The 26,009-nt window shown below is 47.8% G+C and carries 19 protein-coding genes; 13 read left to right on the top strand and 6 right to left on the bottom strand.

Features of this window, described 5'->3' with window-relative positions; translation table 11 throughout:
• The first annotated feature begins 134 nt into the window (after positions 1-134).
• The 3 genes from cadC (at position 135) to CIK04_RS20875 (ending at position 5,975) form a co-directional block, all read left to right on the top strand.
• Positions 135-1,715 (top strand): lysine decarboxylation/transport transcriptional activator CadC, encoded by a 1,581-nt coding sequence (cadC, locus tag CIK04_RS20885; RefSeq protein ID WP_080532655.1) that lies wholly within the window; start codon positions 135-137, stop codon positions 1,713-1,715.
• Between the two features lie 673 nt (positions 1,716-2,388).
• A complete protein-coding gene (cadB, locus tag CIK04_RS20880; RefSeq protein ID WP_017422040.1) occupies positions 2,389-3,726 on the top strand; it encodes a cadaverine/lysine antiporter in 1,338 nt (445 codons plus the stop codon).
• 113 nt (positions 3,727-3,839) lie between these two features.
• Positions 3,840-5,975 (top strand): lysine decarboxylase CadA, encoded by a 2,136-nt coding sequence (locus CIK04_RS20875; protein ID WP_039561585.1) that lies wholly within the window; start codon positions 3,840-3,842, stop codon positions 5,973-5,975.
• Positions 5,976-6,132: 157 nt separating this feature from the next.
• Here the strand turns inward: CIK04_RS20875 and CIK04_RS20870 are convergent, their stop codons facing one another.
• A complete protein-coding gene (locus tag CIK04_RS20870) occupies positions 6,133-7,119 on the bottom strand; it encodes a sensor domain-containing diguanylate cyclase (RefSeq protein WP_039446442.1) in 987 nt (328 codons plus the stop codon).
• 196 nt (positions 7,120-7,315) lie between these two features.
• Between CIK04_RS20870 and CIK04_RS20865 the strand changes: the two genes are divergently transcribed.
• From CIK04_RS20865 to udp, 3 genes are all read left to right on the top strand, one after another.
• Entirely contained in the window at positions 7,316-7,732 is a 417-nt protein-coding gene (locus CIK04_RS20865) for a CBS domain-containing protein (protein ID WP_017422038.1), read from the top strand.
• A gap of 147 nt (positions 7,733-7,879) precedes the next feature.
• On the top strand, positions 7,880-10,192 hold the full coding sequence (locus CIK04_RS20860) for a zinc/cadmium/mercury/lead-transporting ATPase (RefSeq protein ID WP_097352814.1): 2,313 nt from the start codon (positions 7,880-7,882) through the stop codon (positions 10,190-10,192).
• 251 nt (positions 10,193-10,443) lie between these two features.
• On the top strand, positions 10,444-11,202 hold the full coding sequence (udp, locus tag CIK04_RS20855; RefSeq protein ID WP_017422036.1) for a uridine phosphorylase: 759 nt from the start codon (positions 10,444-10,446) through the stop codon (positions 11,200-11,202).
• 109 nt (positions 11,203-11,311) lie between these two features.
• Here udp and CIK04_RS20850 read toward each other — a convergent pair whose 3' ends face one another.
• Together CIK04_RS20850 and CIK04_RS20845 are read right to left on the bottom strand one after the other, a co-directional pair.
• Positions 11,312-12,472 carry a DUF1887 family protein gene (locus tag CIK04_RS20850; RefSeq protein WP_017422035.1) on the bottom strand — a complete coding sequence of 387 codons (1,161 nt, stop codon included), beginning with the start codon at positions 12,470-12,472 and terminating at the stop codon, positions 11,312-11,314.
• A gap of 163 nt (positions 12,473-12,635) precedes the next feature.
• Entirely contained in the window at positions 12,636-14,627 is a 1,992-nt protein-coding gene (locus CIK04_RS20845; RefSeq protein WP_097352815.1) for a methyl-accepting chemotaxis protein, read from the bottom strand.
• Between the two features lie 239 nt (positions 14,628-14,866).
• On the opposite strand from CIK04_RS20845, the gene hinT reads away from it, so the two are divergent.
• From hinT to CIK04_RS20810, 7 genes are all read left to right on the top strand, one after another.
• The gene (hinT, locus tag CIK04_RS20840; protein WP_011079955.1) at positions 14,867-15,217 is read left to right on the top strand and encodes a purine nucleoside phosphoramidase; all 351 of its coding nucleotides are present in this window, start codon (positions 14,867-14,869) and stop codon (positions 15,215-15,217) included.
• Positions 15,218-15,282: 65 nt separating this feature from the next.
• On the top strand, positions 15,283-16,677 hold the full coding sequence (locus CIK04_RS20835) for a COG3014 family protein (protein WP_165386074.1): 1,395 nt from the start codon (positions 15,283-15,285) through the stop codon (positions 16,675-16,677).
• Positions 16,677-17,066 carry a YcfL family protein gene (locus CIK04_RS20830; protein ID WP_039545852.1) on the top strand — a complete coding sequence of 130 codons (390 nt, stop codon included), beginning with the start codon at positions 16,677-16,679 and terminating at the stop codon, positions 17,064-17,066. The genes CIK04_RS20835 and CIK04_RS20830 overlap by 1 nt, the downstream gene beginning before the upstream one ends.
• A 17-nt stretch (positions 17,067-17,083) precedes the next feature.
• Positions 17,084-17,674, top strand: coding sequence for a penicillin-binding protein activator LpoB (lpoB, locus tag CIK04_RS20825; protein WP_011079958.1), 591 nt, complete (start codon positions 17,084-17,086; stop codon positions 17,672-17,674).
• A 17-nt stretch (positions 17,675-17,691) separates the two neighbouring features.
• Positions 17,692-18,567: a thiamine kinase gene (thiK, locus tag CIK04_RS20820; protein WP_176463395.1), complete on the top strand. Its 876-nt coding sequence runs from the start codon at positions 17,692-17,694 to the stop codon at positions 18,565-18,567.
• Positions 18,568-18,747: 180 nt separating this feature from the next.
• Positions 18,748-19,290, top strand: a complete 543-nt coding sequence (gene ycfP / locus CIK04_RS20815) for an alpha/beta hydrolase YcfP (protein WP_038939822.1) — start codon at positions 18,748-18,750, stop codon at positions 19,288-19,290.
• 445 nt (positions 19,291-19,735) lie between these two features.
• Positions 19,736-21,025 carry an NAD(P)/FAD-dependent oxidoreductase gene (locus tag CIK04_RS20810; RefSeq protein ID WP_097352817.1) on the top strand — a complete coding sequence of 430 codons (1,290 nt, stop codon included), beginning with the start codon at positions 19,736-19,738 and terminating at the stop codon, positions 21,023-21,025.
• 84 nt (positions 21,026-21,109) lie between these two features.
• Here CIK04_RS20810 and CIK04_RS20805 read toward each other — a convergent pair whose 3' ends face one another.
• From CIK04_RS20805 to mfd, 3 genes are all read right to left on the bottom strand, one after another.
• Positions 21,110-21,658 carry a GNAT family N-acetyltransferase gene (locus CIK04_RS20805; RefSeq protein WP_017422030.1) on the bottom strand — a complete coding sequence of 183 codons (549 nt, stop codon included), beginning with the start codon at positions 21,656-21,658 and terminating at the stop codon, positions 21,110-21,112.
• A 113-nt stretch (positions 21,659-21,771) separates the two neighbouring features.
• Positions 21,772-22,539 (bottom strand): peptidoglycan binding protein CsiV, encoded by a 768-nt coding sequence (locus CIK04_RS20800; RefSeq protein WP_017422029.1) that lies wholly within the window; start codon positions 22,537-22,539, stop codon positions 21,772-21,774.
• 7 nt (positions 22,540-22,546) lie between these two features.
• Positions 22,547-26,008 carry a transcription-repair coupling factor gene (gene mfd / locus CIK04_RS20795; RefSeq protein WP_097352818.1) on the bottom strand — a complete coding sequence of 1,154 codons (3,462 nt, stop codon included), beginning with the start codon at positions 26,006-26,008 and terminating at the stop codon, positions 22,547-22,549.
• Position 26,009: the final 1 nt, after the last annotated feature.

Raw genomic sequence — 26,009 nt, 5'->3', positions numbered from 1 at the left:
CGCGAAACTTAGTTTACGTTTTTCGCGGCTATCATTCTTAGGCGAACAGGCGTATCGGGCTTATAATCTCGCCCTCATTGGGTGAGAGAGCCGCTCTTTATCCAATGCTATCTGCCTGATACAAAGAGCGTTCTATGATTGGAATCTATTTTCAAATCAATGACTGGGTTTTGTGCATTGATGAGAACAAGCTGTATCGACAAGATAGGGAAGTCTCCGTCGAACCACGTCTAATAAATTTACTGCATTTCCTTGCTGAACACGTTGGAGAAGTGTTTGGTCGCGAGGAACTGATCCAGCACGTTTGGGATGGGGCCATTGTCACCGACCAAGTGGTGACGCAATCCATTTTTGAACTCCGCAAGTTACTGCGTGATGGGCGAGAAGAGAATCTCAGCTACGTGGTTACTGTACCAAAGCGCGGTTACAAGCTGGTGGCCAATGTTGAGCGCCTAACGGCCAATCCTTATTTGTTGCGCCAGGCAGAACCTGCTGAGGTTGATTTGCTGGAGCCGACAATCACTGAGCCATCGGTCGCTGCGCCAGAAGCCGAAGCCCCGAGTGCAAATGAAATGGTTTTTCCAGCAGGGCCACTCACACGCGCTATGTGTCAAAGCCAGCAACAGAAAAAGCCGAAGCGGCCCAATATTTCTCGTTGGCGCGTGAATGCATTCAATGCGCTATGGATTGGTTTGGTGATCATTGCCATGGGCTTTTTTACCATCAAACAATCACAAGTGCGCATTACGCAAGTGGTGGATACCCATCTGATCGAATTCATGTTTCAAGATGATTATCATGCCCAAGCGTTAAGTCACGATCTGGCCGATGGTATTGCACAGAAGCTGATGGCCGACATCACTCAAGTGACCGACTATCGCGTGATGTTGAGTAAAACCGCGTTTACTTCTGGCATTTTGCCGGGTAAATCGATCATGGTTCGAGTTAGCGATAAAGACGGTCACGCCTTTATTGAACTGGAGTTAAAAAACAACTCCTCGGGCGCGGTGTTGTTTAGCCGCCAATACCCTTTGGATACATCGCATCTTTCGTCGGTTTTGCACCGAGCGGAAGTCGATATTATGCAGGCGTTACGCTTGCCAAATGCAGAGCAACAAGCGCAGATTTTACTGGTGGATTTTCCTAAGCAGCCAGCGGCGTTGGCCTTGTATGTGCGAGCGAATCATTACCTCAATCTCTCTGATCGGCAGCAGGTACAAAAGGGGATTGATTTGCTTGAACAGGTGCTTAACTTAGAGCCGAACAATCATTACGTTCAGGCCGAGCTCCTGATTGCGTACCATGTTCAGCAAGCCTTGTCTGACATGCCGACGCTAAACCAAGAACGCATTTTATTGTTGAGCAGCAAATTGCAAAACGCCAGTGATGCACTGGATGCGGTGGTTCAACCCCGAATTTACGAAGCGTTAGCGCTGCAAGCGACGGTGGATGAAGATCTGCCCTCGGCTGAGCGGTATTTAGCCAAAGCGCAGCAATTGCGTGAGTCGGTGCTCTCTTATGTACTGCAAGGGAAGCACGCGGAACTGCGGGGTGATCTTGATGGTGCTAGTGATGGTTACAGCGAAGCTTTTTATATGGACACGTCGCTAGAAACTTATTTGTTGTGTGAGAGGCTGGTATTTCAGTCAAATCTAAAATCGATTGACTACGCCATGTATCGCTCAGTGCATCCTTCGGTGGTGCGTTTGATGTAACGACCCAGTTTGGGTTTGCTATTTACCTTTGCTCTCAGACATCGCTGTGTCTGAGAGCGTTTCATTTTCTTATCTTTCCCTTCTTTGTGTGTGAACCTCATTGTGAGTTGCACGTCTTGTTCCATCGTCTACTCTCTTACTCTCTTACTCTCTTACTCTCTTACTCTCTTACTCTCTTACTCTCTTACTCTCTTATTCTCTTTTACTCTTTTTCTCTTTTACTCGCTTACTCTTTTACTCGCTTCTCGGCTTCAATAGCGCGAGGGTGCGCTCGCTGGATAAATTCGATATCAACGCATTATCAACTTCCCCCTCAATCGCAAGTTGATGTGCTTGAGGGCGAATGAAAGAGCAGGTTGATAACTTTATTGTCATGAGTTTATGTTTTTAGGTTTTTTCTTAACTATCTGAAAATGTTGGTTTATATGTTTGTCCTTTATCACCTTGATATCAAGAAACTCATTTTTGTCTCATCATTTTATTGATAATCGTAAGTTTATTTTTTTTATCTGCTTTGGGCGTAATCTCCACTTCGAACATTAACGGGGTCACGGAGAACGTTTTCTCTTTATCGCGTTAATAACATCAAAAGAGCAGCGACAAGGTTGCTTCGCGTTGCGGTTATTTGTTCGTTTGAGTTTTGTAACTTAAGTTGAATCGAGTTGGAGATGTTATGTCATCTAATGCTAAGAAAATCGGCCTAATTGCCTGTACAGGTGTCGTGGCTGGTAACATGATGGGCAGTGGTATTGCCTTACTTCCTTCTACACTGGCGAGTGTAGGTTCTATCTCTATTTTTAGTTGGGCGATCTGTATTGTTGGTGCATTGAGCCTGGCATTCGTGTTTGCTCGTTTGGCAACCAAAAACCCTCAAGAGGGTGGCCCTATTGCGTATGCAGGTGAGGTGTCACCGGTGTTTGGTTTCCAAACGGGCGTGCTTTACTACCACGCGAACTGGATTGGTAACTTAGCCATTGCCATTACCGGTGTTTCTTACTTATCGGTTTTCTTCCCAGTACTGAATGACCCGATTCCAGCAGGCCTTGCGACCATCGCTTCTGTTTGGGTGTTCACGCTGGTTAACTTACTTGGTGGTAGCTGGGTCAGCCGACTCTGTACTGTTGGTTTGGTGCTGATTTTGGTGCCTGTATTAGGTACAGCGCTATTTGGTTGGACGCACTTCGACAGCGCAATTTACAGCCAGAACTGGAACGTTTCTGCAGGTAGCGATGGCCATGCGATCATCACCGCGGTACTTATCTGTCTTTGGTCTTTCGTGGGTGTGGAATCTGCGGCGGTATCATCAGGCATGGTTGAGAATCCAAAACGCACGGTACCACTTGCGACCATGCTAGGTACTGCGATTGCCGGTGTGATTTACGTGCTTTCTACTCAAATGATCAGCGGTATGTTCCCAGCTTCTGAAGTGGCTGCATCCGGTGCACCATTTGCGTTGGCGACCACTGAACTGTTCGGTAGCTGGACAGCGCCATTTGTCTCTGCGTTTACTGCGTTGGCGTGTTTCACCTCTCTTGGTTCTTGGATGATGTTGGTGAGCGAAGCGGGTAAACGTGCCGCAAACGACGGCAACTTCCCTAAAGTGTTTGGTGAAACCGACAAAAACGGCGTGCCTAAGAAAGGTTTGGTTATCGCCTCTAGCATGATGACGATGTTGATGTTGGTGCTGATGTTCTTCAGTTCAGAAACGGCTCACGCTTCAGATATGTTTAACCAATTAACCACTGACGCAGTACTACTCACTATGCTGCCTTACTTCTACTCAAGCATTAACTTGATTCGCTTCGAAGGCATGACAACTCGCAATACATTTGTGATGTTGTTCTCGGGCATTGCCAGCTTGTTCTGTATGGTTGCTCTAGCCGGTGCAGAAGGTTCAACCCTCACCGCAACCTTCATCATGTCTCTCATCATCTTGATGTTCTACAGCAAGAAAACAGGCTTGGCCCAATACATGGCTGCCCATCCTGAAGAAGCTTCGGCTCAACACTGATTGATTCCGCTGGCGGACTGCCACGCCAGCGCTTCCTAATTTCATCACGGCGCTCGTCTTACTCACTGTGAACCATCACAGAGAGCGCCCTTTTTCGTCTTGGAGATGTCCAAATGAATATTTTCGCTATCTTGAACCACATGGGTGTGTTCTTTAAAGAAGAGCCAGTTCGCCAATTGCACGCAGCACTTGAAAAAGCCGGTTATGAAGTTGTTTATCCAGTGGATGACAAAGATTTGATCAAGATGATCGAAATGAACCCACGCATTTGTGGTGTGCTGTTTGACTGGGATAAATACTCGCTTGAGCTTTGTGAGCGTATTAGCCAAATCAACGAAAAACTGCCAGTACACGCGTTTGCCAACGAGCAATCAACGCTGGATATTTCGCTGACCGATCTACGCCTAAACGTGCATTTCTTTGAATACGCGTTGGGCATGGCAGATGACATCGCCATCAAGATCAACCAAGCAACACAAGAATACAAAGACGCGATTACACCGCCATTCACCAAAGCGCTGTTTAAATATGTGGAAGAAGGCAAATACACCTTCTGTACTCCAGGTCATATGGGTGGTACTGCTTTCCAGAAAAGCCCAGTCGGCAGTATTTTCTACGATTTCTACGGTCCAAATACTTTCAAAGCGGACGTGTCGATTTCGATGCCAGAGCTAGGCTCACTGCTTGACCATTCAGGTCCACATAAAGAAGCGGAAGAGTACATTGCGCGTACGTTCAACGCAGACGCATCGTACATCGTGACGAACGGTACTTCGACATCAAACAAAATTGTCGGCATGTTCTCAGCGCCTGCGGGCAGCACGGTACTGGTTGACCGTAACTGTCATAAATCGTTGACTCACTTAATGATGATGACGGACGTGACACCCATTTACTTCCGCCCAACCCGTAACGCTTACGGCATTCTTGGTGGTATTCCACAAAGTGAATTCAGCCGTGAAGTGATCGCAGAAAAAGTGGCTAAAACACCAGGTGCGAGCACGCCAAGCTACGCGGTGATTACCAACTCAACTTACGATGGTTTGCTGTACAACACACAATTCATCAAAGAGTCTCTCGACTGTAAACACATCCACTTCGACAGTGCGTGGGTGCCTTACACTAACTTCAACCGTATTTACGAAGGCAAATGCGGCATGAGTGGCGAAGCGATGCCAGGCAAAGTGTTCTACGAAACACAGTCCACTCACAAACTGTTGGCAGCGTTCTCTCAAGCGTCAATGATTCACGTAAAAGGTGAGTTTGACCGTGAGTCGTTCAACGAAGCCTTTATGATGCACACTTCCACCTCGCCTCAATATGGCATTGTGGCATCAACAGAAACCGCGGCAGCAATGATGCGTGGTAACACGGGTCGTAAGTTGATGCAAGATTCGATTGACCGTGCGATTCGTTTCCGTAAAGAGATCAAACGCTTAAAAGGTGAAAGTGACGGTTGGTTCTTCGATGTGTGGCAACCAGAGAACATTGAGACAACCGAATGTTGGAAGCTTGACCCTAACCAAGATTGGCACGGCTTCAAGAACATGGACGATGACCACATGTATCTTGACCCAATCAAAATCACCTTGCTCACTCCTGGAATGAGCAAAGATGGTGAGTTGGAAACCAGTGGTATTCCTGCTTCATTAGTGGCCAAGTACCTTGATGAACGTGGCATTGTGGTAGAGAAAACAGGTCCTTACAACTTGTTGTTCTTGTTCTCAATTGGTATCGACAAATCAAAAGCAATGCAATTGCTACGTGGTTTGACTGAGTTCAAACGTGGTTACGATCTAAACCTAACGATTCGCACTATGTTGCCTGCGCTGTACCGTGAAGATCCAGCGTTCTACGAAGGCATGCGTATTCAAGAGCTGGCACAAGGTATTCACGATCTGACTCGTAAGTACCGTCTACCAGAGTTGATGTACAAAGCATTCGATGTGCTACCAGAGATGAAAGTCACGCCACACGCGGCTTGGCAACAAGAGCTTCGTGGTCAAACTGAAGAGATCTTGCTGAATGATATGGTGGGCCGCGTGAGTGCCAACATGATCCTTCCTTACCCTCCAGGTGTGCCTCTAGTGCTACCAGGTGAAGTGGTGACAGAAAGCTCTCGTCCAGTACTGGATTTCTTGGAAATGTTGTGTGAAATCGGCGCGCATTACCCAGGCTTCGAGACCGACATCCACGGCCTATACCGCCAGAAAGATGGTCGCTACACCGTAAAAGTACTGAAAGACTGATTTTCCTGAAATCAGGCCAATGATTTAACGCAACGTGACTACCCCAATAGACGCGTGACCCAAAAGAGAGCCAAACAAACGGCTCTCTTTTTTTGTCTCCAACCGTTAGCGTTCGCTTTTCTCTTAGGCCCCGGCCTAGAGGTTTGTCTGTCGATGTCTATGCACTTAAGAACTGTATGGTGCCGCGCTGGGTGTTCTTCGCGTTGAAGAGCGCTTTGTCGGCTTTGGAAATGAACTGTTCAAGATCTTGGCACTGCTCGCTGAGCGAAGGGTAAAACTGAACGCCAATGGTCACGGTGAGAACATTGGCCACTTGTGATTGTGGATTGGGAATCGCTAACCGAGCAACCGCCGATTGCAGTTCGTTCGCTTTCTGTTCACATGCTTGCTTTGAAATATCTTGAATAAAAATCAGGAACTCATCGCCACCATAACGAAAGCCGATACCTTGCTCGCCACTCCACTGCTTGAGCGTCATGGCAACCATTCTCAACGCTTTGTCACCGGTTAAATGGCCAAAGGTATCATTGAGATCTTTAAAGCAATCAATATCGACCATAAACAGCGCGGCACTGTGGCCAGATTGGGCAGCCTTGGAGAGCGCATGGGGGAGATGAATCTCTAGCGCGTAACGATTGAAGAGTTGGGTAAGATGGTCAAGGCAGGAAAGACGTTCCAACTCCAGTTGTTGAGACTCTAATCGTCGCAGCGCCATTTTGTATTCAGTGATGTTACGCACGGTCCAAAGCACTTTTTTCTCGCCCATTAGAGGAATGACGAATGCGCTGAAAAATTGCAACTCAGTAGGGCCGTCGACTCCGTCAAAGCAACCAAGATCTTTAGGATGCAGCTCATACTCCAACTCTTGAGGTCTTTGCGATTGGATGACCTGTTGAATCACATCGGAAAACCATATGGCTTTTTCTCGCGGTAACACTTGGTATTGATTCAAACCGATAAGGTTGGCTGGGTCATGGTGTCGCTTACTATCGGTACCGCCCCATGCTTCGATATAGTAACCCTCGGCATCAATCAAAAAAGTAGGTTCAGGTAGCGCTTCAAAAATGTGATGTACAACCGATGGGTTGTTGGCGATAACTCGAGAAAAAATAGATTGTTCTACCATGCAGACGACTCCTACCATTTGATTAACATATAGCTCAATAGTGAATATTTAGGGTAGGTGGGAGTGCATTTCTTTGTCTTACTTTTGCTACAAGTGACGAGAATCGCTTGATAGGCAGGGGCAATACATAAAATTGCCGATTCCTATTTAGTAAAAACAAGAAATTAGACGACACTTAAAGAAAGGGCAAAATGACACCGCAAAGGAGCACGCGATGAATTCACTCAAAGTAAAAGATTACATGACCCTACAAGCCGTCACCTTCACCGTTGACATGTCTTTAAGTGCTGCATTGAACAAAGTCATGAAAAGCGTGGTCATGGGTGGTCCGGTGATCAATGAAAAAGAAGAAGTGATAGGTTTCCTTTCAGAGCAAGACTTGCTGGATAAACTGGTGAAAGCCAGTTATCACTGCCAAGATTCGTACACCGTTGGTGAGTGCATGCACAATGATGTGTTATCGGTTTCATCTGACATGTCGATCATCGAACTGGCCGACATGATGAAAGTTGGAAAACCGAAGATGTATCCGGTGGTCGACAACAAAAAATTGGTAGGGGTGATCACTCGTCGCGACGTGTTAAAAGCGATTGGTCAAAGTCTCGATGATTGCTTCAAGCATCCGGTTTAACCTTCATCTTAACCTTCCTCCTGACGCTGAGCCCTCTAACGAGGGCTTACTTTTATAGCCGATTCCTTGCGGAGTGAAATAACGCTTGACCTTGGAGCTGACTCTAAGGTTTATGCTGCCGCTGTACTCACCAATAAGGAAAATGTTATGTGCTCAAAACATACTGCTTGTCAGTCAAATAAAATCATGACCAAACCGGCTGCTGTATCGTGCTGCAGCCCGAGTTTAGCGGCTAGCAAAATGACCGCGATTTCATCGGTATCAGACAGTTGCTGCAGCTCAGATGCGTGCTCAAGCTCGGAGCCGAATGAAGAGAGTGAACGGCGAGAGGCGACCTTAACTCAAAGCGCGTCGGAGCGACAAAGCTGGCTCATCTCTGGTATGGATTGCCCGTCTTGTGCTCAAAAATTAGAAAAAGCCGTCTTGGGTGTGGCCGGAGTTCAACAGGCGAAAGTGTTGTTTGCTACCGAGAAGCTAGTGGTGGATTTCGCCTCTGCATCATTGTTGACAGAGATTGAACAAGTCGCGGCCAAAACAGGCTTTCCAATCACGCTTGTTGGCTCATCGGCAGCGAAAGCAACTGCGACGCCGAAACCTCAAGGTTGGCTCGGTTTTGTTTACGCCAACTGGCACATTTTAGCCATTGCCTTATCTATGGCTATCGCCGCTCTATTGGCGACGGTTTCCGAGCCATTAAGTAATGGTCTATTTGTTTTAACCTGTTTAGCGGGTTTATACCCTGTGGCGAAAAAAGCCGTGCGCCTTGCGCGCAGCGGAACCCCTTTCGCCATTGAGACGCTAATGAGCGTTGCGGCCATTGGTGCGCTTTATCTTGGTGAAAGCGTGGAAGCGGCCATGGTTTTATTGCTGTTTTTAATTGGTGAGAAATTGGAAGCGTACGCCGCCTCAAGAGCAAGAAGTGGCGTTCAAGCGTTGATGGCCTTAGTGCCGGAAAACAGCATTAAAATTGTCGATGGTCAACGAGTGGAAGTGGCGGCAAGTGAGTTGATGCCAGGCGATGTGGTTGAAATTGCGCCCGGTTCTCGCTTGCCTGCGGATGGCATACTCCTTACCCCAACGGCCAGTTTTGATGAAAGTGCGTTGACGGGAGAATCGGTACCCGCAGAGCATACCTCTGGCGCGAAGCTGATGGCGGGCGTGGTGGCAGTGGATAAAGTCGTTCGTATCGAAGTTACCTCAAAACAAGGTGAAAATGCGATCGATCGTATTTTGCATCTCATCGAAGAGGCGGAGTCGCGCAAAGCACCACTGGAGCGTTTCTTAGACAAATTCAGCCGTTGGTACACACCATTAATGATGTTGGTGTCGTTGGCCGTGATCGTCGTACCGCCAATGTTTTTCGCTCAGCCTTGGGAAACGTGGGTGTATCGCGGTTTGGCTTTGCTACTGATTGCTTGTCCTTGTGCTTTGGTGATCTCAACACCGGCGGCAATTACTTCTGGTCTTGCTGCGGCAGCCAAACGTGGTGCCTTGATCAAAGGTGGCGCGGCGTTAGAACAGCTTGGTAAAGTCGAAGCGGTTGCCTTTGATAAAACCGGCACACTCACACAAGGCAAACCGCAAGTGACAGATGTGGTGTCGTTCCTCCATGACGATGAAACCTTGTTGAGTTTGAGCGCCGCGGTGGAAGTGGGCTCTAGTCACCCTTTAGCGGTCGCGCTGATTAATCACACCGAGAGTTTGGGTCACGCCATTCCTGAAGCCACAGACAAAATGGCTCAAGTCGGGGCGGGCGTTTCCGGTTTCGTTGATGGCAAAAGTGTCGAGCTGGTGGCCCCTTCGCGAGCCCAGTTTCCACTCTCCTTGCAATTAGAAAGAGAATTTGTCCGCTTAGAAGGGCAAGGGAAAACCGTGGTGATTGTGCGTCATGATAGTGAAGCCATTGGGCTCATCGCATGGCAAGATACATTGCGCAAAGACGCAGCTCAAGCGGTGGTCGCGCTAGGTAAACTGGGCGTTTCTGCGGTGATGTTGACAGGTGATAACCCTCGCAGTGCTCAAGCCATCGCTCAGCAGATTGGCATTGATTACCAAGCGAGCTTATTGCCAGCAGACAAAGTGCACTATGTGGAGCAGTTTGCCGCAGGCAAAACCGTTGCCATGGTCGGAGATGGCATCAACGATGCGCCAGCCATGAAAGCGGCGAGTATTGGTATCGCCATGGGCGGAGGAACCGATGTCGCCCTTGAAACGGCGGATGCTGCGCTTACGCATAATCGCTTGGTTGAGTTGCCAAGCATGATAGAGCTCTCACGCGCAACCATGAGCATCATTCGTCAAAATGTCGCGTTGTCATTGGGTCTAAAAGGGGTGTTTCTTGTCACCAGTTTGCTAGGCATCACAGGGCTATGGGTGGCGGTATTAGCGGACAGTGGCGCAACGGCATTGGTCACACTAAATGCACTGCGATTGTTAAGATTCCGTTCCTTAAATGAATAATAGACGGTGTGAATCTATAGGGCCCGCATTTATGATGCGGGCTTTTTGTTGGCATTTCTTATGCAATTTGGCTGAAAATTGCAGACAAAGTGTGATGCAAACCGGTTTTTCTAGGTAATAAGTTTTTGTTACATTCTTTCATTGTGACAATGATCACTCCAAGTTATGAGGAGGTTGAGTAAAGTGCATTTTTAGACCCCTACAAATTTATCTGAGCTTATTTTCAAGTAAGCCGCAATAAGGAGTGACTTATGTCTCAAGCTGTTTTCCACTTAGGTGTTACTGAAGCAGATCTTAACGGTGCAACGCTAGCGATCATCCCAGGCGATCCTGCGCGTGTACAAAAAATTGCTGAAGAAATGGAAAACCCAGTATTTCTAGCTAGCCATCGTGAGTACACCTTGTACCGTGCAGAGCTAGATGGCAAACCAGTGGTTGTTTGTTCAACGGGTATCGGCGGTCCTTCTACTTCTATTGCGGTTGAAGAGTTGGCTCAATTGGGTGTGCGTACTTTCCTACGTGTTGGTACAACGGGTGCGATCCAGCCGCATGTTAACGTGGGTGACATGATCGTAACGACAGGTTCTGTTCGTCTTGATGGTGCGAGCTTGCACTTTGCGCCAATGGAGTTCCCAGCAGTGGCTGACTTTGACGTGGCAACGGCAATGAAAGCGGCAGCGCAAGAGAGTGGCGCAACGGTTCACACCGGTGTTACTGCGTCAAGTGATACCTTCTACCCAGGTCAAGAGCGTTACGACACCTTTACTGGTCGCGTAGTGAGCCGTTTCCAAGGTTCGATGAAAGAGTGGCAGGAAATGGGCGTACTGAACTTTGAAATGGAATCAGCGACGTTGTTGACCATGTGTGCAAGTTCTGGCCTACGCGCGGGTTGTGTTGCGGGTGTTATCATCAACCGCACACAAAAAGAGATCCCAGATCACGCAACGCTAAAAGAGACAGAAGCTCGCTCTATCAAAGTGGTTGTTGAGTCTGCACGTAAAATGCTGTAATCGCATTACGCTGATTGAATAAAGAAACCCCGAGGCAGTGGCTTCGGGGTTTTTGTTTGTCGGTTCAAAAGCAAGTGGGCCGTTAAGCCTCTTTCAAGCAAGACGGGAATTAGATCCCGTCGCTACCACCTGCTTGTGCAAACCAATCTGTGAGATGCTTTTTCAAATCTTTCAATTCATCTGGGCCGATCAGCGCTAAGCCAAGATCCTCTGCACGGGTAATATCGTTGTGACGCAGTGGACGGAAGCTCACCAACATGGCTCTTGCCTGTAGGCCACCGAGTAGATCACGCAGTGATTCAAGCTTATAAAGTGTATCGTCACCGTCGTCACGCATGCCCTTCGTCTTACATTCGATGATGTGCAGTTTATTGTTAACCACAGAGGCGACATCAAGCTCATTACGCACTTCACGCTCGCCAAGTTGACGATAGACCTGAACATTGAGCGAGTGGTCTTGAATGGTGGGCATATCATCTTGGATCTGTTTGACGGTGCTGTGAACCAGTGTCTCTAACCATTCACCATTAGAGAAACGACGAGCGTCTTCATTGGCAAAGGTAAGAATGCCGTTTTCGTAAGTGGCGATCTGCGCTTCCACCAAATCTGCTAGCAGCATATTCAGCTCGCGATAGCCTTGCTGCTTTTCAGATAACTCTACATCCAGCTTTTGCTCTTTGCGGCATGTCGTCGCGAGATAGTTTAAAGTCGCCAAACCAGGGCCTAATTCCAAAGCGTGACTCGCCCAGCGCTCGCCCAACTCATGCAGTTTTTGGTCAAGTTGAGGAGGAAGCTCGACTTCATTAAACTCGCCGCGAGCGCCGAAAATCGTGAGGTAATCTGCCACAGTGATGCGGTCTTCCACCTGACTATCTTCACGGCCATCAGGGTAGAGCCAGCAAAGCTTGTCGCTGTTTGGTTCAACAACGAAAATAGGCCAGTGGTAGGTACGAAACACTTCGTAAACTGAAAGCAAGCGATGACGAAGGCCACAACTGGCGTTCAGTTTGACATCTTCCCCACGGCTTTTGAGATCTTCAGCTAAGGTCTGAATAGATTGTTTGATCAAACGAGTATCGACAACAGAGGGGATGACAAACAGTTCGGAAGTGATATCACGCTGAGCAAGCACAGAATGAAGTCTTTGATACATATCGCGTTGTGACTCATCACCGATAAACACGATATGAGTGCTGACGGTACGCAGATCGAGGAGAGGGGTCACCAGTCTGACAGGGTCCTGATCAATGATACCAACGTGTACAGCCATAACTTTTCCTTCTCAGTACGGCTTGCAAAAAGAGGATGTGAAAGAGAGTGCAAGCGCTTGATCTTCATATGTAGACAAGGCGCATAAAAAACAAGGGCAACTTTGTGAAAAGTTGCCCTTATCCGATGACTTTATAGGTTTATTGACCGTTTTCTGTTGAACCTTACAACTTGAAACGGTGAACAAGCTCCGTTTGCTGGCTTGCTAAGCTAGACAAGTTTTCGCTGGTGGCCGCGATTTCCGCCATCGCATGGTAACTGCGATCGGCGATGTTATTGATGTCTTCCAAGCTACGTGCAATAGAGGTCGATGTTTCGCTCTGTTCTGCGGCCGCTTGTGAAATGTGCGTACTCATTTGGCTGATTTCGATGATCAACGCCTGAATCTCTTCCATCGCGCCGTTGGCTTTCGAGGCTTGTTCTACCGACATCTCCATATCACTCATACAACTTTGGATCACATGACTTGCCGACTGCGAGCTGGACTGCAGATTGCTGATCATCGATTCAATTTCAGTGGTTGATTGGGTGGTCTTCGATGCGAGTACTCGAACTTCGTCTGCAACCACCGCAAAGCCACGGCCTTGCTCGCCCGCACGTGCCGCTTCAATCGCCGCGTTGAGGGCAAGGAGGTTGGTTTGTTCTGCAATGTTGCGAATCACATCGAGAATCGAGCCAATTTGACCGCTCATACGTTGTAACTCAGAAACCGCGCTGACCGATTCGTTTAGGCGAGTTTCCAATTGATTGATGGTGGAGATATTGCTGCTCATGATGGTACGGCCAGATTCAGACGCCGATTCCACTTTTTGCACCATTTCCAACGAACCTTGCGCGCTCTGGGCCACTTCTTGAACGGAGTGACTCATTTCGGTCATTGCCGTGGCAACGCTAGCGGTTTGCTCGCGTTGAGCATTCAGTTGGTTTTGCGCGTTGCTCGAGGTGCGTTCATTGTTTGCTGCGGTGTCGGTCAGATTTTCCGCCGCATCATTCAGTCTCACCAAAATGTCGTGCAGGCTATCTGCCAGCGTATTGATGTGGCCACTCACTCGGCTGAACTCGTTGTTGTAACGAATTTCGATACGCTGCGTCATATCACCGTTGGCAAGTCCTTCCAAGGTGGAAAGAATACGTGTTAACGGCTCACGAACGCTGTGGGCAATGTGATAGCCCACCGCGGCGGCAAAAATGGTTACCGCAATACCAATCACAATCGCTTTTAGCAAACCTTGGTCGTACACTTCACCCGCTTCAACCAAAGAGGTGTTGAGGTTGTCGGTTGCTGTTGTAGTGAAGGTTTCCAACAGACGCATCGCAGAGTCCACTTTGACCGCTAGGTTGGCGATGTTGTCATACAAAGCCGCTTTGGCTTCAAGGTAGCTGGCGTGTTGATCCAACACCCCACCTTTTTGACCTACGTCCTGAGTAAACTGCTCGACAGATGCATTGAACACATCTTTCAGTGATGGCAGTTGGGTCGTGAGGCCTCGATAAGCGTAATTAAGGTGAGTGACCGCTTTCTTGTTCTTGTTCACTGCTTTCTTAACGAAATCAAGATCGGAACTGGCCAGTGCATCCGAGGTGATCACTTCAGCATCTTTCAACTTAATGAAATAGCTTTTTGCCATCACTTTGACAGAAATGCTGGATTGGTCATCGACGTACTCTTTCATACCCACCGTCAGTTCGGTGTGAAGTTTTTGGAAGCGACGTGACGATTTTTGCACTTCTGCTTGTGCAGCAAACATCGCTTCATAGTTGTTCATTGCTTCATTGGCTTCAGCAAAGTAGCTGTTTTCAATTTCTCTGAGTTGAGTTAAAGGCTCTGCGAGTGCAGGGTAGGCCTTGCTCGCGTTTTCCAGTTCGTTGAGCGTTTGATTAAACTCAGTCTGCGATTTACCAAATTCGCTGCGCATCTGCGTCATGCGATCTTGGTTCTGCGTGGTGAGAAAATCTTTAAAAGATTTATCCGCAGATAACAACTCAACACTGGTTTGGTTGGATAACGAAACCAAAGGCAGTGAATTTTTCGAAACGGTTTCGAAGTTGGAATGAATTTGATTCATGCCATTGGTCATAATGGTGACTGTAACGGCAAACAAGACGATTATCAGCGCGAAGCCGGCATACATCCTTTTAATGACTGAGCCTTGCATACTTTTAGCCCTCTCCCACATGTAACAAAAGAAAAAAGAAACGGAACCCGTCTCAAAAAACTAACAAAATTGTCATCATTGTATTGAGATTGAGATGAGCATTTTGTGGCGAGGGCTGCAAAAAAGACTTTATAGCAGGATGTTCTGTTGATAATGTTACGTGAACACTGTTTTTTATTGAGATGCACACAACGTTGGCGCATACTTATCCGGTTAAACAGCGACGTTATGGAGTACACATGGCCGAAGAAACTATCTTTAGCAAAATCATTCGCAAGGAAATTCCTGCTCAGATCCTTTTCCAAGATGATCTTGTCACCGCATTTCGTGACATCAACCCACGAGCACCGAAGCACATCCTAATTATTCCAAATAAACTCATTCCGACAGTGAATGATGTTGAGGCGGATGATGAAGCGATGATGGGCCGCATGTTCACTGTCGCAAAACAGTTGGCCAAAGAAGAGGGCATCGCGGAAGAAGGCTACCGTCTCATCGTGAACTGTAATGCGCATGGTGGCCAAGAGGTTTATCACATCCATATGCATTTAGTGGGTGGTAAGCCACTGGGTCCAATGTTATTGGGCTAAATGTCAAACAACGGCCAGTGATTATCTGGCCGCTTTATTTTCGATGCATTCTCTTGGAGTTACATGTGAAGCAATACCGGAAATTAGTCGGAGTATTTGCCGCGACCCTGATCATGTCGGGATGCGCCAATATGTCCGCCGGTAACCTTTTCAGCCACTATAGTGAACAAAACCGCTCCGTCTATCAGGCGGTAAAAAGCGGCGATTACGCGCAAGCGCAAGAATTGCAAAGTGAGGGTGTTGCTGGCGACATTCTCGACAATATGGAAAAAGGACGCATTGCGTTCTTATCGGCAGATTACCCCGAAAGTAAGAAAGCGCTAGAAGCAAGCGACGTGGCGGTGAGAAAGTGGCAAGATTTGGCCAAAGTGTCTTTATCGCAAACGGCAACCAGTGTGGGCTCGCTGGCGGTCAACGATAATCTCAACAACTACACACCGGCAGATTACGAACTGGGCTTTCTCCATTTGTATCTCGGTTTGAACTACCTTCAGCAGAACAGCTTGGAGGGGGCATTGGTTGAAATGCGTCGCGCTAATCAAGTCCAGGAAGCCGCGCGTAAAGCACGTGAAGACGATCTCCAGTCTGCTGAGCGCGATATGCAAAAAAATGGTATGTCGACCAATTTAGGCAGTGTGCTGGCAAACTACCCTGATGCAGGGAAAACCTTGCAATCGGTGCAAAATGGCTATCTGTTTTTCCTCTCGGGTCTTTTGTATGAAGCCTCAAAAGATCTCAATGGTGCTTATGTTGATTACCGCAGAGCGTTAGCGGTGAGTCCCAATAACCCCGTGGTGATTGAAAGAACCATGCTGGTGGCGAAAAAGCTGGGCATGCGTGAGGATTTGGCCAAATTAGAAAAACGCTACGGTAAGCAAAACGACACCTTTGCAGGTGAACAAGGCCGCGTGATTGTTATTGAAGAGCAAGGGGTTGTTGAAGCGCTCCAAGGCTGGCGAATAGATTTACCTGTCTATGACAGTCGAGGCATTGGCGCACTGTATTCTCTCGCGCTGCCTTATTACCCAAGCCAAAATTATCAGCGCTTTTCCCCATTGCGTTTGAATCAACAGAAACTGGAAAGCCAGTTATTGGCAGATGTCGATCAGATGGCGAAGTACGATTTAAGTGAGCGTTTGCCTTCGATGGTGATTCGCCAGGCATTGCGGGTGGTGGCCAAAGATCAACTGCGTAAAGAAGCCGCTAAAGGCGATGATGTCGGCAATCTGTTGTTTAACGTTTGGAACGCGTTAACAGAGCAACCGGATACTCGTAGCTGGCAAACCTTACCAGCAAGAGTCAATGTAATGAGTGAAGTTGTCTCATCGGGTGAGCAAACATTGACATCCGGTGACAAAGATTACCAGTTCATGGTCGCAGACAAACAGACGACTTTGGTCTGGATTTCCCGTCAGGGAACTCACCAAACCATATGGCACAAACAATTAGGGAGGCTGTAATGAGAGCTTGGATTATTTCGGCACTGGTTTTGCTTGGCTTAGCAGGCTGTGCAGAGAATACGGCGGGAATGCGAGTCGAAGGTGAAACGCAACACGTCTTTTTCCACGACAATGTACTGGGTGGCAGACTATTGGTCGATGACATCGCCACGACGCAAGTGGATGATCGCGCCCGTGCGGTTGTGCGTCTAACCAGCAATTTTAAAGGCGATCAGAACATCCTTTATCGCTTTGCTTGGTACGATGACAATGGTCTAGAAGTGAACACCAAGCCAGGCCCTTGGCGTCAAGCCATTGTGCGTGGTTTTGAATCTATTACCCTTTCGGAAGTAACGGTGAATCCGAATGGCACTCAATATCGCTTGCAAATCCGTGCAGCAAATGAATAAAAATGTGAGGACTAAAAATGAATAAAGGTGTTGTCGCCTTACTAGGCTTAGCTGTTTTACTGGGTGGTTGTTCTAACCGAGTTTCTTATGGTGATGCGCAAGCTACTGAAACCACCACCATCGACTTTGGTTCGACGGACTTACAAACCATCGCAGGTCAAATGGTGGATAGCATGATGATGTCTGGCTCTGTGGCAGCGATTACGCGCGACAGTCGCCCAATTGTGTTTGTTGAGCGCATTAAAAACAAAACCAGTGAGCATATTGATACGGAATCCATCACTGACACCATTTCAACCAAAATGCTTAACTCAGGTAAGTTCCGTTTTGTCGACATGGATCGTGTAGAAGCGGTACGTGAACAACTGAACTTCCAAAACAATGATGAGCTTGTGAACCAATCTACCGCGATTCAGTTTGGTAAAATGGTCGGCGCTCAGTACATGTTATACGGTAATTTGTCGAGCATCGTGAAAAACGACGGCAGCGACAAAGACGTGTACTACAAAATGACCATGCGCTTAATGGATCTGGAAACCGGTTTAATTGAGTGGGCGGATGAAACTGAAATCCGTAAGCAGCAGTCTAAGAGCTTGTTAGGACTATAAATAATGTGAGGTCATCTATGGCATGGTTTTCTTGGCAACAGGCAAAACAACTGGATCCGAGTTTAAACGCGGTAGGTGACTTTTTTGTACCAGCACCCATGCAGGTACAAACGGTGACTGGCGGTTTAACCAACCGATGTTGGAAAATCAACGATCACGCAGGCAAATCTTACGTTTGGAGGCCGGCAAGCAAAGTTTGTCAGGCCTTTTCTATCTCTCGCTACAGTGAATACCAAATTCTCAATGCCATTGCCGATTTAAAGCTCGGCCCAAAGCCTGTGCTGGTCAATGAGCATGGCGTCTTAGTGGAATGGCTAGAAGGTGAGACGATGCGTGATGGGGTTGCGCCCGACACCTTACTTAAAACCGCGATCAAAATTCATCAGTTTGATGCTCACACCCTACCTTTGGCGCCGTTTAGTTATACCGCTCGAGTAGATCATTATTGGATGCAATTAGAAGGGAAGTATCTGGGCAGCGAATACGAGAACCTCTACCAACAGTGGCGCAGCGCTCCATCTGTCACCCCACTGCCTGTTGCCCTTTGTCATTTCGATTTAGGTGGATACAACATGGTGAAAGGGCCGGACGGGGTAAAAGTGATCGATTGGGAATACGCGGCATTGGCGGATCCTCGCTTGGATTTAACCCTGACCATTCAGCTCTCCGGTGAAGATTGGTTCGAAATGGTCTGCCGTTACTGCCAACTTCGCGAGATTGACGAGGTTGAGGTGTGGATTGAGGGGGTTAAAGCATGGCAACCAAGAACGACTATGATGGCCATGTTGTGGTATCTACTTGCACACAAAATCTGGGGTGATGATGAATATTTGCTCACTGCCMAAAAAATGCTTCACTCATTATGCCATGAGGATCACTGTTTGCACGGTTGAGACAAGTTCGCACTTTAAACCCTTGTAATTCGTGGTAGATTGAAAGCATTAATCAAGTCACTCCAAGATGCACTGTTTGCGCTGCGTGTTATCGCCCGTTGCCCACACTGTGTTGCTGTTTGCGAAGGTATCTTGAAGTCACTTGGGATAAGTACCAAGAATAGTTAGGGAGAGGTACACATGATTATCTACCTTCACGGTTTCGACTCAACAAGCCCAGGTAACCACGAAAAAGTATTGCAACTGCAGTTTATCGATCCAGACGTGCGTTTCATTAACTACAGCACGCTTCATCCGAAACACGATATGCAGCACTTGTTAAAAGAAGTGCATAAAGCGATTGAACAATCAAATGATCCTGAACCGATTATTTGTGGCGTTGGTCTCGGTGGTTTTTGGTCCGAGCGCATCGGTTTTCTTTGCGGTATCAAGCAAGTCATTTTTAACCCGAATCTTCATCCAGAAAACAACATGGCAGGCCGCATTGACCGTCCGGAAGAGTATGAAGATATTGCAACCAAATGTGTCGAACAATTTCGTATGAAGAACAAAGGTCGCTGTTTAGTGATCTTGTCACGCGATGATGAAATCCACGACAACAGCAAAACAGCACAAGCGCTTGAGAATTACTACGAAGTGGTGTGGGATGACAAAGAAACCCATAAATTCAAAAAGATATCTCAGCACTTGCAGAAGATGAAAGCATTTAAAGAAAACAACTGAGCGTTTTTATCGCCTCATTTGGACCTCTAAATCCGACACACCAAGCACCTAGCGATAGGTGCTTTTTCTTTATCTGCTAAATGGGCTACAAAAGCGCCGTGCGATGTCGATGCTTTGTTTTTAGGTGAGAGCAGTAGAAAACATCACCATTCCGTATGGGCAGTAAGGATTTTTGTTGCGGTTGTGATTTCGCGCTATATAATGAACCACTATAAAATAATTTGATAAATATCAAAAAAAATTGAGAGCGAGTAAAAAAACTTGCCCAATTCGTATTGTCGAGGCGATCTCCAATACGCTTTTATCCAAACGTTAAATGCCCTTTGATAACCCTGAACAGAACGTTCACAAGCACAAGATTTCTCTGTAGGACGCGTTACCGGTGATAACACCGAATGACCTGTCGTGCAGAACCCTTTTTATTATTTTGTAGAGGATTATCACTGTGACACGAATTATCGTTGTTGGTGGCGGTGCTGGTGGCCTAGAGTTGGCAACCAAATTAGGTCGCACATTAGGTCGTAAAAGACGTGCTCAAATCACCCTAGTGGATCGCAAGGCGAGCCATTTATGGAAGCCATTGTTGCATGAAGTGGCGACAGGCTCTCTTGATGAAGGGGTTGATGCGCTAAGCTACCGTGCTCATGCCAAAAACCACTGTTTCGATTTCCAAATGGGCAGCCTAGAGAACATCGACCGTGAACGTAAGGTTGTGATTCTAAGTGAATTAAAAGACGAGCACGGCGAGCTATTGATGCCAAGCCGTGAGCTCGAATACGATCTATTGGTTCTCGCGATTGGCTCAACATCAAATGACTTCAACACCCCAGGTGTACGTGAGCACTGTATCTTCCTTGATAGCCCAGAGCAGGCGCACCGTTTCCGTCATGAAATGAACAATCAGTTTCTTAAACTGCACGCGAAAAATGGTCACGGCACTGTCGATATTGCCATTGTTGGCGCAGGCGCGACGGGCGTTGAGCTTTCTGCGGAATTGCACAACGCCATTAAAGAGCTGCGCACTTACGGTTTTGGCGATCTCGATTCAAGTAAACTGAATGTCAATCTTGTCGAAGCGGGCGAACGAATTCTTCCTGCATTGCCACCGCGCATTTCCTCCGCTGCACACAGTGAATTGGTGAAGCTCGGGGTGAATGTGCGTACCGCAACCATGGTGACAAAGGCTGAAGCGGATGGATTGACCACTAAAGATGGAGAGAAGATCCCTGCACAAATCATGGTTTGGGCGGCTGGTATCAAAGCGCCTGATTTCATGAAAGACATTGCGGGCTTGGAAACCAACCGCATTAACCAGCTTGTAGTGAAAAATACGCTGCAAACCACGTGCGATGACGATATTTTCGTGATCGGTGATTTGGCTCAGTGTACTCAAGCGGATGGCAAGTTTGTGCCGCCACGCGCGCAAGCGGCGCACCAAATGGCGAGCCATGCCTTTAGTAACATCATCGCAAAACTCAATGGCCGTGAGCTCAAAGATTACGTGTATAAAGATCATGGTTCATTGGTTTCACTTAGCCGCTTCTCTACCGTGGGTAGCTTAATGGGCAACTTGACCAAAGGCTCAATGATGGTAGAAGGCCGTATCGCGCGCGTTGTGTATATTTCGCTGTACCGCATGCATCAAATGGCGCTACACGGTATTTTCAAAACGGGTTTGATGATGCTGGTTGGCCGAATCAACCGTGTACTACGTCCAAACTTGAAACTTCACTAATTGAAATACGAAGTAACGAACTGACTAAAAAGGAGCGAACGAGCTCCTTTTTTACTGGCTGATATTTTCCCGTTCGTGTCGGCGTTAATGCATATCTTGGGGAATCAATGAATAGACCACACCATCTTGTGGTTTGTCGTGAAAAACAAAGCGATTACGGGCGATGGTCTCTTGTTTTGCATGACAAGATTCAATCAGTTTCTGGCTAGCTTGGTTATCAAGCGCGCACACAATTTCCAATCGGGTTAGTTTGAGTTTGGCAAAGCAAAACTCCGCCAGTGCCCACATGGCTTCTTTGGCTAGCCCTTGGCGCTGATGAACATCAGCGATCCAATAGCCGAGACTGGCCATGTTGAAGGTATGGTAAAGCTCATTGATGGCCACCATGCCAACCAGCTCGTCACTGCCTTTGAGAAATATGCCAAACCCATACGCATCGGCTTTTACCCAGTTCAAACGTGTCATCAGAAGAAAGCTTTGCGCTTCTTTTTCGCTGTAATTCGGGTGACACCAATCGATCCATTGATGGAGAGAGGTTGAACGACGAATTAACCTCGCCAACTCACTCGCACGCTCTGCTTCGATTAAACGTAAGGTCACTCGTTGGGTTACGATATGGAAATCGGGACTCATGGCAATTCCGTTATAAGCATTTGAGTAAAGTATAAATGATGACTTTGTGAATTGGTTGAGAAAAACAAAGCCCCCGACACAGTCGAGGGCTTATGACCAAAGGGCGGTAGAGGTTATTCTACACGACGAACTTGAATCACCATTCCAAGTAGTGGATGGTCAAGGTAGTGAGTTTCACCGCTACGCATACGACGTTTTTGATCCATTCGATAGCTCTTTAAGAACTGCTCAACCGTCACCGTTGGTGTTACTTCGGTTAAGTTGCCTAGTTGGACGTTGCCATCAACTTGGCCTAACTGTTCGGCATTTTCTTCAAGCGGTGTGGCCTCTAGCGTAACTTCACGCACGCTTGGCTCTTTTAGATCCAACGCGGTTTCGATGAAAAGATAATGCTGAACATAAACCTGTAGCGTGCCGTCTAACTCGTAAAGAGGGTTGTCGATGCTCACTTCTGTAATGCCATCTAACGGTGCTTGCACAGCGGCCTGTTTTTCAGAACCGTCTGGGTTGTACTCTTTTGAGTAGTCTTTCCCTGCGCGAATACGGAAGATCGGCGCTGAACCTTTTCCTCGGTCACCTTGACGCCACGCTTTGTGCAGCAACACTTGGAAGCCGGCATGCTTCTCTAGTGCTTCTTTCTGCGATAACAGTTGGTAGCTAGAGTAAGGCAGCATAGAAACCCCTTTGCTCTGGCGGAACTGGGCATCCTGAAAATCGCCGGCATAAGTCATGGTGATCTCTGGCAATTGATTTGGCCAGGACTCATTAGTTTGCTCTGCATCTACGGCGCGTTTAAAGATGATCACTTCAACATCAAATTGTCTCTGTGCCCAAGAAGGCATTGAAACACAGAGTAGTAACAGAGGAATGAGAAATCTCATGGAATAACTAGCTCACTGGTAATAAATTCTGGTTAAACTCATTCAGCAAATCTTGGATAAACTGAATACGTTGGCGTCTGTCCGTCAATGGTACGCTAAACTTAAACTTAGTTGGACCTTCCATTGCAAATTTTTTCGGCTGAGATTGCAGTAGTCTAACCAAATACGCTGGGTTTATGTCAGCGTGTGGATAAAACTCGATAAATCCACCTTTGTCGTGAGCCTCGATCTTCTTCGCCTTGATTCGGTGGGCACTCAGTTTGAGCTCTGCGATGGCAAGAAGATTTTTCGCCGCTTCTGGCAGTAAGCCGAATCGGTCGATGAGCTCGACTTTGACTTCGTTTAGCTCTTCTAAATCGGCCACACTGGCCACTCGCTTGTACATCGACAAGCGTGTGTTGACGTCTGGAATATAATCGTCTGGCAGCAAGGCAGGGATACGAATTTCCACCTCAGTTTGCTCGCGAAGTAGATCATCCAGCGCGGGTTCTTTGCCTTCTTTCAATGCTTGCACGGCTTGCTCAAGCATCTCCATATACAGCGTAAAGCCAATCGATTGAATTTGACCACTTTGCTCGTCACCTAGCAACTCACCTGCACCGCGAATTTCTAAATCGTGCGTGGCGAGAGTGAAACCAGCCCCCAGATCTTCCAAAGAAGCGATGGCATCAAGGCGTTTAATGGCATCTTTGGTCATGGATTTCGGGTGCGGCGTGAGCAAGTACGCGTACGCTTGATGGTGCGAGCGACCCACACGCCCACGGAGCTGGTGTAACTGAGCAAGCCCGAGATTGTCTGCGCGATCCATGATGATGGTGTTGGCGGTTGGCACATCGATGCCCGTCTCGATGATGGTGGTACAGACCAATAAGTTAAAGCGCTGATGGTAGAAATCGTTCATCACACGTTCCAACTCGCGTTCTCTCATTTGACCGTGAGCGATGGTGACGCGTGCTTCTGGCACAAGTTTAGTCAGGTCTTCTGCGACTTTCTCAATGGTTTCGACTTGGTTGTGTAAGAAGTACACTTGTCCACCACGCATGATTTCACGCAGAATCGCTTCGCGGACCACCGCATCGTCATTTTCGCGAACAAATGTTTTGATGGCTAAGCGGCGAGCGGGTGGGGTGGCAATGATCGACAAATCGCGCATGCCACTCATCGCCATGTTGAGCGTACGTGGAATTGGGGTGGCCGTGAGAGTGAGAATGTCGACATCGGCTCTCATTGCTTTCACTTTCTCTTTTTGGCGCACACCAAAGCGATGCTCTTCATCGACGATCAACAATCCAAGATCACTGAACTTTAGGTCGGAAGAGAGCAGTTTGTGCGTGCCCACTAAGATATCGACCTTGCCGTTAGCCACATCTTCCATGATCTGCTTTTGCTCTTTTGCCGACTTAAAGCGCGAAAGCACTTCGACGCGAATTGGCAGGTTGGCAAAACGGTCACGGAAATTTTCGAAATGCTGTTGAGCAAGTAGGGTGGTCGGGACCAAAACCGCCACTTGTTTGTCGTTATCGGTCGCAACAAACGCCGCGCGCATGGCGACTTCGGTTTTACCAAAACCTACATCACCACACACTAAGCGGTCCATGGCTTTGGCTTGACACATGTCAGACAGCACCGCGTTAATGGCCATCGATTGGTCATCAGTCTCTTCAAATGGGAAACCCGATTTGAAGGTCGCGTATTGGCCACGATCCAAAACAAATTTGTAACCCGGTTTGAGTTCACGTTTGGCATAAACGTCCAAAAGCTCAGCGGCAACGTCTCGCACTTTCTCAGCGGCTTTGCGACGCGCTCTGGTCCAAGCATCGCTCCCCAGTTTGTGAATCGGCGCACTCTCTTCTGCGCCGCCAGAGTATCGACTGATTAAGTTAAGGGAAGCGACGGGCACGTAGAGCTTAGCTTCGTTTTGGTACTCGAGCATCACGTATTCAGCTTTGATGCCGCCCGCCTCAAGCGTTTCTAAACCAATGTAACGGCCAATACCGTGATCGATGTGTACCACTGGTTGTCCTGGTTTCAGCTCCGCCAGATGACGAATCACGGTATCGCTGTTGACGTTGCGCTTGTCTTTTTTGCGACGTTGGATAACGCGATCGCCAAGCAAATCGCTTTCACAAACAAAGGCGAAGTTCAGCGTGTTGTGAATAAAACCGTGCTCACTGGCGCCAATAACCAAAGTGAATTTATGGTTATGTGCAAGGGCTTCACTGAGTGAGGCACAAGCGTGTGGCTTGAGCTTAACGCCTTGTAGCAACTCACTGAGCGCTTCACGACGGCCTTCCGATTCAACGGAAAAGATGATTTTGCCTGAGAAACTTTCACTAAACTGACGCAACTGAGCTAATGGCTCTTTATTTTGCTGTTGCACCGCGAGAGTTGGCAGTGGACTCAATGGCTGGTTGGAACGCCCGGATTTTTCGTCGATGGCGTCAACGCACAGCCAAGTTTGGCCAAAATTTTTCAGATGCGCATACAGTTCATCTTTTTTAAGCCAAAGTTGCTCTGGTTTCAGCAGTGGGCGCAGCGGGTCGACTTTCTTCTGATCGTAGCGGTAATCCACATCCTTTAGGAAATGATCGATAGTGGGTTCGATATCCCCCAACACCAGCAGTTGCGAGTCTCGATTGATGTAGTCAAACAGCGTTTCTGTTTGTTCAAAGAAAAGGGGCTGCCAGTATTCAATCCCCGCAGGCCAGACGCCTTTGCTCACCTGCATATAAACTGATTCTGGCTCGCGACGGGCATCAAATTGGCTGCGCCAACGGATACGAAACTCTTCTATGGCCGCCTCGGTGGTTGGGAACTCGTGCGCAGGCAGTAGGCGGATCTGTTGGATCTCTTCAATTGAACGTTGATTCTCAGGGTCGAACGTGCGAATGGTGTCGATTTCGTCATCAAAGAAATCGATACGGTAGGGGTCACGACTGCCCATCGGAAAGAGATCAAGAATCGAACCGCGGCTGGCGTATTCTCCGGGCCCAAACACTTGGTCAACGTGGCGGTAGCCAGAATTATCCAACTGCAAACGCAATTTTTCGAGCGAGTAGCGATCACCAACATTGACCATCAAGGTATGTTGCAGCAGAAAATCGCGTGGAGATTGACGTTGTAGCAACGTGCTCACTGGCACAATGGTAATGCCGTTGGTCTGAGAGGGAAGCTGATAGAGCGTGGCAATACGATCGGAAATGATCTCTTGATGAGGAGAGAAGTTATCGTATGGCAGCGTTTCCCAATCGGGGAAAATCGTCACGTGGGCGGTGTAAAACTGCTCTATCTCGCTTTGCAACTTCAGCGCGGTTTGAGGGTCTGGAACAATGAGAACCGTGTGGTTGGCATGGGCATTTGCCAGTTCGGCCACAGAAAGGGCCAGTGAGGCGCCAGGCAGTTGGCCTAAGTGTTTTTTGTCTCCCGCCCCTTTGGGCGTGGAGACTTGTAAAATCGGTTGATAAGTCATA

Source organism: Vibrio sp. 03_296, assembly GCF_002265885.1.
This window is presented reverse-complemented; position numbering and strand designations above follow the sequence as displayed.